This is a genomic window from Nocardioidaceae bacterium (assembly GCA_018672315.1).
Lineage (GTDB): Bacteria > Actinomycetota > Actinomycetes > Propionibacteriales > Nocardioidaceae > TYQ2.
On record CP076053.1, the window covers coordinates 3387183 to 3398763 of the forward strand.

Consider the following 11581-nt stretch of genomic DNA (forward strand, 5'->3'; position numbering starts at 1 on the left):
CGGCAGGCCGGTGTGCGGGGTCGCGCGCCAGTCGGGCGTCCGTCGGGAGAGCACGTGGCCGGTCGGCTCAGTCGCGGAAGATCTCGATGCTCGCGCCCAGGGCGTTGAGCCGGTCGGCGAGGTCCTCGTAACCGCGGTTGATCACGTACACCGAGCGCAGCACCGAGGTGCCCTTGCAGGCCAGCATCGCGAGCAGGATGACCACGGCGGGGCGCAGGGCCGGCGGGCACATCAGCTCGGCGCCGGACCAGTGCGTCGGGCCCTGGATCATCACGCGGTGGGGGTCCATCAGCTTCACGTCGCCGCCCAGCTTGTTGAGCTCGGTGAGGTAGATCGCGCGGTTCTCGTACACCCAGTCGTGCAGCAGCGTCTGGCCCTCGGCGACCGCGGCGATGGCGGCGAAGAAGGGCAGGTTGTCGATGTTGAGGCCGGGGAACGGCAGCGGGTGGATCTTGTCCAGCGGCGCGCGCAGCGGACCGGGCTTGGTGGTGACGTCGACCAGCCGCGTCCGCCCGTTGCCGGCGACGTACTCCTGGCTCAGCTCGTAGCGGAAGCCCATCTCCTCGAGCACGGCGAGCTCGATCTCCATGAACTCGATCGGCACCCGGCGCACGGTGACCTCGGAGTCGGTCACGATCGCGGCGGTGATGAGGCTCATCGCCTCGATCGGGTCCTCGCTGGGCGCGTAGTCGACGTCGACGTCGATCTCCTGGCGTCCGGTGACGGTCAGCGTGGTCGACCCGATGCCCTCGACCCCGACCCCGAGCTCCTGGAGGTAGAAGCAGAGGTCCTGGACCATGTAGTTGGAGGAGGCGTTGCGGATGACGGTGGTGCCCGGGTGGAGCGCCGCTGCCATCAGGGCGTTCTCGGTGACGGTGTCGCCCCGCTCGGTGAGCACGATGGGCCGCGCCGGGCCGGTGCCCGGGGTGACCTCGGCCTGGTAGGCGCCGTCGGAGGGCTTGACCTCCAGACCGAAGGGACGCAGGGCGCTCATGTGCGGCTCGACGGTGCGCTCGCCGAGGTCGCAACCACCGGCGTACGGGAGGTCGAAGCGCTGCTCGCGGTGCAGCAGCGGGCCGAGGAACATGATGATCGAGCGCGTACGCCGCGCGGCGGTCTCGTCGATCGCGCTGAGGTCGAGCTCGGCCGGCGGCACGATCTCGAGGTCGTTCTGCGCGTTCAGCCAACGCGTCTCGACGCCGATCGAGTCCAGCACCTCGAGCAGCCGGTTGACCTCCTCGATGCGCGCGACCTTGCGCAGCGTCGTGCGGCCCTTGTTCAGCAGGCTGGCGCACAGCAGGGCGACGCCGGCGTTCTTGGAGGTCTTGACGTCGATGGACCCGCTGAGGCGGGTCGGTCCGGAGACACGCAGGTGCACGGGCCCGGACCCCAGGGACACGAGCTGGGAGTCGAGCACCTGGCCGATGCGGGCGAGCATGTCGAAGGTGAGCTCCTGGTGGCCCTGCTCGACACGCGCCACCGCGCCCTCGTCCATGCCCAGCTCCTCGGAGAGCTGCCGCTGGGTCCATCCGCGGTGGTAGCGGGCGTCGCGGATCAGGTGGCCGATGCGCTGACGGTGGTCGTCGGTCATGGGTGGACGGTATCTCGCCGGCGCCCCCGACAGCACGCGCGCGGCCCCGCTGCTTGAGCCGCGTCGCCCCGGGGGACAGGGTGTCGTGATGAACGAGGAGACCGGGATCACCGGCGACGCCCGTCTGGTGCTGGGACCGCTGCTGCGGTACACCGACACGACGACGGCCGCGGTGTGGGTCCAGACCAGCGACGACGCCGACGTGGCGGTCGTCACCGACCAGGGCACCTGGACGGCGCGCACCTTCGCCGTCCACGGCCACCACTACGCGCTGGTCGAGGTCGAGGGACTCGCGCCGGGCAGCGCCCCGGCGTACGAGGTGACCGTCGCGGGCCGGCACGTCTGGCCGCCCCCGCCCGATCCCGACCTCCCGTTGCCGCCCCCGGTGCTCGCGACGCTGGAGCCCGACAAGCCGTTGCGCCTGGCCTTCGCCTCGTGCCGCACCTCGGTCGCGCACGACGAGGAGGGCAACCGCACCCACGGCGTCGACGCCCTGCGGGCGTACGCGCTCGCGATGGCCGGCATCACCGAGCCCCCGGGCACGATGCGCTGGCCCGACGCGGCCCTGTTCCTCGGCGACCAGGTGTACGCCGACGAGACCACCGAGCCGATGCACGACTTCATCGCCGCGCGGCGTGACATCGAGCAGCCGCCGGGGGAGGAGCTCGCGGACTTCACCGAGTACGCCGAGCTGTACCGCCTCGCCTGGAGCGACCCGGCGAACCGCTGGCTGCTCTCGACGTTGCCGACCGCGATGATCTTCGACGACCACGACGTCCGCGACGACTGGAACACCTCGCTGCCGTGGCTGCAGGAGGTGCGCGCCGAGGAGTGGTGGCACGGTCGCATCGTGGCCGGCCTCGCGTCGTACTGGGTCTACCAGCACCTCGGCAACCTCTCACCGGCCCAGCGGGCGGCGGACGAGATCTACCGCGTGGTGCTCGATCACGACGGCGCCGAGGAGCTGGACCTCTCCGAGACCCTCGACGCCTTCGCCGAGCGCGTCGACCGTGCGCCGGAGACCTACCGGTGGTCCTTCGTCCGCGAGGTCGCCGGCTGCCGCCTGGTCGTCGTGGACTCCCGCGCCGGCCGACTGCTGCGCGAGGACCGCCGCGAGATGCTCGACGACGTCGAGATGGAGTGGCTGGACGGCCAGCTGACCGGCGACGTGGAGCACCTGCTCATCGGCACCTCGATCCCGTTCCTGCTGCCGACCGGCCTGCACCACATCGAGGCCTTCGACGAGGCGCTGGCCGAGGGCGCGTGGGGCCCGCGGTGGGCACGCGTGGGCGAGCGCATCCGCCAGGGGGTCGACCTCGAGCACTGGGCGGCCTTCCAGAGCAGCTTCCAGCGGGTCTGCGGCATGGTCGCCGAGGTCGCGACCGGCTCCCGCGGAGCCGCGCCCCGCACCGTCACCTTCCTCTCCGGCGACGTCCACCACAGCTACGTCGCCGAGGTCGTCGACCTGGGTGACGGCCGCGGCTCCGGGGTCCCCGACCGCAGCACCGTCGTGCAGGCCGTCTGCTCACCGATGCGCAACCCCCTGCACCGGGTCTACCGCCACGTCACCTTCGCGCTCGCCTACGGCGTCGCCGACGTCATCGGCCGCGTCACCCGGCGTACGAGGACCGCGCCCCGGTCACCGTGGCGCTGGGACCAGAAGGCAGGACCCTGGTTCGAGAACAACATCGCGACGTTGGACGTCACCGCGTCCGGGTTGCGGATGTGGTGGGCGACCGGAGACGTGGTCGACGACGACCACGGCCGACCGGTGCTGCGCCTGGCCGCGGACGTGCACGTCGACGAGACCGGCGTACGCACGGTGCGCTGACCGTTTGCCGGCCGCGACCCCGGGTACGTCGTGGTCATGACCGATTCGAACATCTCTTCGAACCAGACCCCGACGACCAACGAGCCGATCGAGCGCGAGCCGCTCGGTGCCGCCCGTCCCGAGGACGCGGACACCTCGGCGCAGAAGGACCCTGCCGCCTGGGTCACCGGAGACGAGCCGATGACCGAGGCGCAGCGCAGCTACCTCGACACCCTCGCCCGGGAGGCCGGCGAGCAGCTCGACCCGACGATGAGCAAGGCCGAGGCCTCCTCGCACATCGAGCGTCTCCAGGCAGCGACGGGCCGCGGCGACGGCTGAGCCCGGGCCTCACATCCCGAGCCGCTGCGCCAGCACCCCACCGACGTAGAGCGACCACGTGCGCGAGACGTGGGAGAAGTCGCGGTAGACGTAGGTGTCCGCCGCCGCCACCGGGCAGCGACGGCGCTCGCAGGTCAGCCTGTTGGCGTCGACATACCGGCCGCCGGCCGCGCGCGCTGCCGTGCGGTCGCGGTCGCGGATCGCGTTGTCACGGCGGTCCAGGCGGTTCTCGCACGGTGCGAGCCGGTCGTCCTCCCGTTCGAGACACCTGAGCGGACGGACCGCCGGCCCGCGTCGGGCCACGCTGCCGAGCACGACGACGTCGTCGGAGACCGCTCCGAGTCGCGAGACGAGACGTCGCATGCCCCTGGCGTACGTGCGCTCGTAGCGCTTCGAGCCCTCTCGCAGCTGACCGCCGCGGCCGTTGTCGATGTTGGTGTAGGAGTGGGTCGAGACGACCACGAGGTCGGGCGAGAGCTCGGCGATGCGCGCGAGCGCCCACTTCCGGTACTCCGCGCACGCCGGCCACGCCTTGCCGTACACCCGGGTGCGCATGACCAGCGGTGAGCAGCCGAACTTCACGAACGGCACCAGGCGTACGCCACGGTCGGCCGCGGGACCCTCGAGGCCGTTCACCCACATCGAGGCGTGTGAGCTGCCGATGATGGCGACGGTCCGTCGACCCGAGGTGTCGCCCAGGGGGCAGATGTCGTGCTGGGTGTCGTCGATGTCGAGGCCGGCGATGCAGCGGTCCTCGAGGGTGCCGCGGTCGTCGACGAGTGTCTCCAGCGGGGGGCCGGTGCGCCGGGGCACACGCCGACCGCGGTCGGCGGCCTGCAGGGCGACGCGCAGCGACTCCCGCACCTGCGCCGCCGTGGCCGGCTGAGAGGACGGCGGCGGGTCGGTGGTGGGCGGTGCACCGGGCTCCGGCTCGGGATCGGGATCGAAGGGCCAGGGCAGCAGTGTCGAGACGTCCGCCGCCGCCCGAGGCGCGCCCACTGCACCCGCGGCCGGCGCCGCGAGAGCGAGGACGACCAGCACGGCCAGGGCCACCCGGACGGCTCTCACAGCACCACCCGCAGCTCGCGGGCCAGCAGCGGGCCGACGTGCAGTGACCAGGTGCGGGTCACGTGGGAGAAGTCGCGGTTGACGAAGTGGCCGGCAGCCACGACCGGGCAGCGGCGCTTCACGCAGAGCAGGCGGTTCGGGTCGTAGAACGAGGCGCCGACGGCGAGTACGGCGCGGCGGTCACGGGCGTTCATCGCCCGGGTGCGCTTGTCCAGACGCTGCACGCAGGGCTTCAGGCGCATGTCGTTGGCCTCGAGGCAGACCGTGGGTCGCGTGCGCGGCACGCGCGCCACCGTGTCGCCGAGGATGGTGACCTCGTCGGCGACCGCACCGAGACGGCGTCCCAGCTTGCGGGTGCCGGCAGCGAACGCCTTGTCGTAGCGGGGCGTGTCCTCGCGGATCAGACGACCGTTGCGACCCTCGATGTTGACGTAGTGGTGGCCGGCGACGACGACGGCGTCGGGGCCCAGCTCCGCGATGCGGTCGAGCGCCCACTCCCGCCACGCGGCGCACTCTGGCCACGCCTTGCCGTCGACCTGCGTCTTGCGCACGATCGGGGAGCAGCCGAACTTGAAGAACCCCACGAGTCGGGTGCCGCCCGCCGCGGCGGCTGCGTCGAGCCCGGGCACCCACATGGTCGCGTGGGAGGAGCCCAGGAGCACCACCGTGCGTTCGCCGGCGGGGTCACCGAAGGTGCAGATCTCGTGCCTGACCTCCCGCTTGTCCGCGCCGCAGCTGTCGGGGAAGCCCCACCCGTCCTCACCGAGCCGGCTGAACTGCGGGGTGGTGCGGGCAGGCGCACGGCGACCGGCGTCCGCCGCAGCCAGACCCCGGCGCAGCTGCCTGGACAGCGACGTACGGTCGTCGACGGCTGCCGACGCCGCGACGGTCGCCGTCGACGGGGCCACCGAGGCGGCCACCTGGGACGGCGGGGTGGCGGTGGCCGGGGCCGCCGCGAGCGCGAGCGACGCCGTCAGCGCCGTGAGGAGAGGGAGGAAGGCAGAGGGCACGGCGGACTCCGGGTGGGTCTGGTCGATCACTGACGCTGCGAGAGGAACGGTAGTCCCGGGACGGCCCGCAGGGCCGAGGTCGCGCGACGCGTGACCGAATCGCGTCGTTCGGGCCCTTCAGCCTGCTGATGCCGTCACGTCGTCGGACGAGCTCCCGGTCGTGTCGCCGCGTCCGATGTCGAGGTCCAGCCGCTCCCACAGGGCGGGCGCGGCGTACTCCGCCCACGAGGCGCTCACGTGCTGCACGTCGCGGTAGACGCTGAGGTCGGCCGCCACGAGCGGGCACCGACCGTCCACGCACAACATGTCGGTCAGGGGCACCAGCTCGGCGCCGGTGCCTTCGAGAGCCTCCTGCGCCAGCTGGTCCATGGCGGTGACGGTGCGGCTGATCGGGAACGTGCAGTCGCCGATGGTGGCGTCGCGCCGGGAGAGGCAGTCGGCCGGACTCTGGTCGAGGAAGTTGAGGTCGCCGAGCAGACGTACCTCCTCGGTCACGGGGGCCAGTGCCTCAGCGGTGCGGCGTACGCCGTCGCTCCAGGCCGCGTCGCGGGCCGGCCCCTCGATGACGCTGCCGCCGGCGTCGAGCGCCTGGAAGTGGGTGTGCGTACCGAGGATCACAGCGGCCGGCTGGAGCTTCTCGATCTGGTCGAGCGACCAGTCGCGCCACTGGTCGCACTCGGTGTAGGACCGGTCGACGTCCACCCGGAGGATCTCGATGTCGATCGGGGTGCAGCCGAACTTGATGAGTGGCACCACGCGTACGCCGGCCTGGCTGGCGACCCGGTCGACACCCGGTGACCACATGTTCAGGTGGGAGTCGCCCATCAGCACGACGGTGGTCGCGGCGTCACGGTCGCCCGCGGGACAGATGTCGTGGCTGGTCTCGTCGGGCTCGGCGGTGCAGCGCTCGTCGAACTGCACACGGTCCTCGTTGAGCTCCAGCAGGTCCTGACCCAGCGGGAAGGGGATCGGCGCCTGCTGGGCGGCGTCGGAGGTGACCACGTCGAGCGCAGCCGTCAGGAGTGCGCCTGCGTCGGGCGCGTCCGCGCCGGCGACACCGTCGCCGGCAGACGGCGCCGCGGGCGCGCCCAGGGCCACGGTCGAGGCGCCGTTCGACTGCTGCGCCGCGACGTACCAGGTCGAGCCCTGCACCGCGAGCACCGAGATCGCGAGGGCTGCGGGCCACAGCACCAGCGAGCGGCGCTGACCTCGCAGGTCGAGCTCCTCCACGCCGTGGCGCCAGGGGTTCTCGATCAGGTAGTAGCTGATGGCGCCGACCGGGACCGCCAGCACCATCAGGCCCGTGGCCTCCCACACGGTGAGGTCGCGCCCGAGGTACGACGCGGTCACGATGAGCAGGGGCCAGTGCCACAGGTAGAGCGAGTAGGAGATGTCGCCGATCCAGCGCACCGGGGCGATCTCGATGAGACGGCTGGCGTACGTCGGACCGGGCATCGGGCGGAAGGACCCGTCGGGGTTGCGGGGGTGCGGCAGGCCGGCCGCGAGCATCGCCGCCGTGCCGAGCACCGGCAGCAGGGCCCACGCTCCCGGCCACGGCGTGGTCGGGTCGACCGAGGCCAGGCCGATGACGATCGCGATCATGCCGCCGGCGGCGAGCACCTCGCGGCGGCGCGTGGTCAGCCACGCCGACAGGGGAGCGGCCACGCAGGCCAGCAGGGCTCCGACGCCGATCTCCCAGGCGCGGGCGAGGGTCGAGAAGTACGCCGTGCTGGGTGAGGTGCTCGTGGCGTACAGGGACCACGCGAAGCAGGCCACCACGGCGATGGCGGCCACGATGCCGACCGTGCCCGCGGTCGTGCGGCGCCCGCGTCGTGCGGCGACCCAGGCGAGGCCGAGCACCAGCACCGGCCAGACGATGTAGAACTGCTCCTCGACCGCGAGGGACCAGAAGTGCTGGAACGCCGAGGGGGACAGGTCGGCGGCGAAGTAGTCTACGCCCTGCAGGGCGTAGTGGATGTTGGCGGCGAAGAACGCCGCCCACAAGGCGTCGCGCCCGATCCGGTCGGCCTCCACGAAGGGGAGGATCAGCGCCGCGACAGCCACGGTGACCACCAGCAGCACCGTCGCGGCCGGCAGGATGCGGCGGGCGCGGCGGGCGTAGAAGCCGCCGATCGACACGGTGCCCGTCTTGCGCACCTCGCGCACCAGGAGCCCGGTGATGAGGAAGCCGGAGACCACGAAGAAGACGTCGACGCCGAGGAACCCGCCGCCGAAGCCGGGGACGCCGGCGTGGGCGAGGAGCACGAGCAGCACGGCGAAGCCGCGCAGGCCCTGGATGTCGCGGCGCGAGGCCTTCTCGCCCACGGGCAGGGTGCCGAAGCGCTGCCAGAAGCTGGCCGGGGCGCTCACGACAGCAGTCCTCCCGGCTCCCGGGGTGCGATGCCGATCTGCGGCGCCAGCAGCGGGCCGACGTGCTTGGACCAGGTGCGCGAGACGTGGAAGAAGTCGAAGTACATGTAGGTCAGGTTCGCGAGGATCGGGCAGCGCCCGCGCAGGCAGATGAGGTCGTTCGGGTCGTGGAAGTCCACGGGCGGGTCGAAGAGACGGGACGGCGCCTGCGCGACGGCGGTCGCGAGGATCTCGTTGTGGTGACGGGTGTCCGCGGTGACGGGGGACTCGCAGCGGCGCATCGAGGCGCGCTTGCGCTTCAGGCACTTCACCGGGTCCTCCTTCAGGTAGTTGATGTCACCGAGCACGACGACGCGGCCCGCTGAGTCCTGGAGACGCTCGATCGTCTCCGAGACACCGTCGAGGAACGCCTGGTCGCGCTCGTCCTCGGGCATCGGTGTCGTCTCGCCGTCCCGGCTCATGGTGAAGTTGCGGTGGCCCGAGGTCACCACGACGTCGGGGCGGATCTGCTCGATCTGCTCGTGGGCCCACTCCCGCCAGGTGAAGCACTCCTCCCAGGGACCCAGGTCGAAGCGCCACATCCGCAGCTCGTACGGCGGGCAGCCGAACTTGATGATCGGCAGGAGCCTGATGCCCGCCTCGCGGGCGGGACGCTGGATGCCCCGGATCCACATGTTGAGGTGGGAGTCGCCGAGCAGCACGACCGTGCGGTCGCCGTCGAGGTCCCCGAGCGCGCAGATGTCGGCCGTGGTCTCACCGGGATCCGCCGTGCAGCGCGCGGGGCCGTTCCACTTGTTCTGCCGCAGCTTCTGCAGCCTCGGCTGCGTCCGGGGCGGGATACCCCGGCCGCGATCGGCGCGACGGAGGCTCGTACGCAGCTCGCGACGCAGCTGGGCCATGTCGGCGGCCGGCCCCCGGGTGCGCGCGACGAGCCGGAGATCGGCGCCGCTCGCGACGCGGCTCGCCGCGTCGCTGGTGCCGCCGTCGGCCGACGTCGAGGTCGAGGAGGTGCCCAGCAGGGGGAGGAGACCGGCGACAAGCACCAGCAGGAGGGCTCGGATCACGGCCAGGAGCGTACGCCGCCGCGCGTCGTGCGTCCTGCTCATCGGACACCCACCCGGGTCGCCATGAGGGAGCCCACCCGCTGGGACCAGACCCGCGAGACGTGCGAGGCGTCGCGGTAGACGTAGCGACCGGCGGCAGCGACCGGGCAGCGGCCCTGAACGCAGATCAGGTGGTTGGTGTCGAAGAAGTCCGCACCCTCCGCGCGCACCGCGTCGCCGGTCGCCCGCACCAGGGCGCGGTGCGCCGGGTCCTCGGGCGACTCGCACCGGCGGTAGGACCGCTTCGTGCGCTGCAGGCAACGCTGCGGATCCCGGGTGCGGGGTGTCACGTCGCCGAGCACGACGACGTCGTCGGTGTGGGGGAGCACCCGGGAGACCAGGCGGGCCGCGCCCGCGGTCACCTCCTGCGTCCACGCCCGGCCCTCGAGGAGGGACCCGTCGTCGCCGAGCACGTCGAACGCGGAGTGCGACCCGACGATGACGGTGTCGGGAGCGATGCGCGCGATGGTGTCGACGGCCCACTCGCGGAAGTCCGAGCACGCCTGCCACTCGGTGCCGTCGCGGGTGCTGCGCAGGTCGTAGGGCGTGCAGCCGTACTTGAACAGGCCGACGACGCGCGTGCCGCGCCGCTCGGCCGCGGCGGTGAGCCCTGCCATCCACATCGTCATGTGCGAGCTGCCGAGCGCTACGACGGTGCGGTCTCCGGCGACGTCGCCGAAGGTGCAGATGCCGTGGCGCGAGGTCGTCCCCGAGCTCGCGCAGATGCCGGGTCCGTCCCACAGGTTCCTGCGGATCCGGTCGACCGCGGGTCGGTGGCGCGCGGAGACGCGCCGGCCCTCGTCGGCCCGCGTCAGCGACTGGCGGAGCTGCGCGACGAGCCTGTCGGTCGCGGGCCGCACGAGCGCCTCGCGCTCGGCCACGCTCGGGAGCGGACGGTCCTGCGTGGCAGCGGCGGCGGGTGTCGCTGTCGGGACGGCCGCGGCGGTGGAGGCGGTGGAGGCGGCGCCGAGGGCCGTGGCAGCGGTGAGCAGGACCGTCGTCACGAGAGCTCGAGCACCGCCGCGTCCGGACCTCACCGCATCAGTCCGACACGCTCGGCGAGCGCGGCACCCACGTGACGCGCGTACGTGGCGGAGACGTGACCGAGCCGGTCACGGAAGACGAAGCGTCCACCTGAGGCGACGGGGCAGCGGGCGTCGAGGCACACGAGCTCGCCCGGGTCGTAGTAGTCGCCTCCGGCTCCCTCGGCCGCCTCACGCGTCAGGTCGTTGAGGTGCACGGTGTCCAGTGTGATGCGCTGCTCGCACCGCCCGTAGTTGCCGCGCCGCGACTCCGCGCAGCGTCCCGGGTCGAGGGTGCGGCGCGTGGTGTCACCGACCACCGTGACCCGGCCGCCCGCGTCCGTCACCGGCGCCAGCCTGGTGACGAGTCCGCTGACGCCCCCGCGCCAGGCGTCGTCGAAGGAGGACCCGGTCAGTGCCGATCCGCTCGGTGAGGAGATGTCGACCCAGGCGTGCGAGCCGGCGATGACGAGCTCGGGCCGTTGCGCGACGGCGTCGTCGATCGCCCAGTCGCGCCACTGCATGCACTCCGTCCACGGGACGTAGCCGCGCCGCATCGTGAACGTGTACGGCGCGCAGCCGTACTTGACGTAGACGAGGAGGCGTACGCCGGCACGCTCGGCCTGGTCGCGGAGGCCCGGGAGCCACATCATCACGTGGGAGGAACCGATGAGCACCGCGGTGCGGTCGCTCGCCCGGTCACCGACGGCACACACCTGGTGGCGCGACTCCCCGGGCTCGGCGGTGCACCGGGCCGGGAGGGGACGGGCGTCGTCCCGCAGAACCGAGCCCTGCTCGGCGAGCCCGCGGGGGAGACGCTCGCGCCGGTCGGCCCGTTGCAGGGCGTCGCGCAGGTCGCCCTCGATGGCGCTGACGGGGCTCGGCGTCTCGGCCGGGGCGACCGCGGAGGTCGTACCGACGCCCACCTGCGGCGTGCCGAGCGCACCACCGGCTCCGGCGGGCACCGAGCGCGGGCCGGCCGCGCGGGAGGCCCGCTCGGTCGTCAGGGGCGTGACCAGCCCCGCGTACGTCGCGTCGAAGCGCCCCACGGCGACCGTGGTGACCGCCGTGCTGACGGCGGAGTCGACGGCCGGCGCGATGCCGGTGGAGGGTTCGGACCTGGCGGTGGACCAGCCGATCATCGCCGCGACCAGACCGAGGGCGCCGACGACCGCCGCGCCGCGACGCACGTGGCGCCGAGGCGTGGTCTCGTCGGCTCGCGGGCCTGGCGTCACTGGTCGGTCTCCACGTCGGGACGGCCCCGCCGT

9 protein-coding genes are annotated in these 11581 nt (G+C 72.7%); 2 read left to right on the plus strand and 7 right to left on the minus strand.

The window, feature by feature from the left end:
• Positions 1–67: 67 nt before the first annotated feature.
• The gene (locus tag KLP28_16240; GenBank protein ID QWC85051.1) at positions 68–1591 is read right to left on the minus strand and encodes a UDP-N-acetylglucosamine 1-carboxyvinyltransferase; all 1524 of its coding nucleotides are present in this window, start codon (positions 1589–1591) and stop codon (positions 68–70) included.
• Between the two features lie 88 nt (positions 1592–1679).
• On the opposite strand from KLP28_16240, the gene KLP28_16245 reads away from it, so the two are divergent.
• Positions 1680–3422, plus strand: a complete 1743-nt coding sequence (locus KLP28_16245) for an alkaline phosphatase family protein (protein QWC85052.1) — start codon at positions 1680–1682, stop codon at positions 3420–3422.
• A gap of 36 nt (positions 3423–3458) precedes the next feature.
• Positions 3459–3740 carry a DUF3072 domain-containing protein gene (locus KLP28_16250; GenBank protein QWC85053.1) on the plus strand — a complete coding sequence of 94 codons (282 nt, stop codon included), beginning with the start codon at positions 3459–3461 and terminating at the stop codon, positions 3738–3740.
• A 9-nt stretch (positions 3741–3749) separates the two neighbouring features.
• Here the strand turns inward: KLP28_16250 and KLP28_16255 are convergent, their stop codons facing one another.
• The 6 genes from KLP28_16255 to KLP28_16280 all read right to left on the minus strand — a co-directional run bounded on the left by KLP28_16255 (position 3750) and on the right by KLP28_16280 (position 11548).
• Positions 3750–4808: a hypothetical protein gene (locus tag KLP28_16255; protein ID QWC85054.1), complete on the minus strand. Its 1059-nt coding sequence runs from the start codon at positions 4806–4808 to the stop codon at positions 3750–3752.
• Positions 4805–5818 carry a hypothetical protein gene (locus KLP28_16260; protein ID QWC85055.1) on the minus strand — a complete coding sequence of 338 codons (1014 nt, stop codon included), beginning with the start codon at positions 5816–5818 and terminating at the stop codon, positions 4805–4807. Before KLP28_16260 ends, KLP28_16255 begins: the two co-directional genes overlap by 4 nt.
• Positions 5819–5935: 117 nt before the next feature.
• On the minus strand, positions 5936–8188 hold the full coding sequence (locus tag KLP28_16265) for an acyltransferase (GenBank protein QWC85056.1): 2253 nt from the start codon (positions 8186–8188) through the stop codon (positions 5936–5938).
• Positions 8185–9294 (minus strand): hypothetical protein, encoded by a 1110-nt coding sequence (locus KLP28_16270; GenBank protein QWC85057.1) that lies wholly within the window; start codon positions 9292–9294, stop codon positions 8185–8187. Before KLP28_16270 ends, KLP28_16265 begins: the two co-directional genes overlap by 4 nt.
• Complete coding sequence (locus KLP28_16275) at positions 9291–10295, minus strand: hypothetical protein (GenBank protein ID QWC85058.1); 1005 nt, start codon at positions 10293–10295, stop codon at positions 9291–9293. The genes KLP28_16270 and KLP28_16275 overlap by 4 nt, the downstream gene beginning before the upstream one ends.
• 29 nt (positions 10296–10324) lie before the next feature.
• The gene (locus KLP28_16280) at positions 10325–11548 is read right to left on the minus strand and encodes a hypothetical protein (GenBank protein QWC85059.1); all 1224 of its coding nucleotides are present in this window, start codon (positions 11546–11548) and stop codon (positions 10325–10327) included.
• Between the last annotated feature and the right edge of the window lie 33 nt (positions 11549–11581).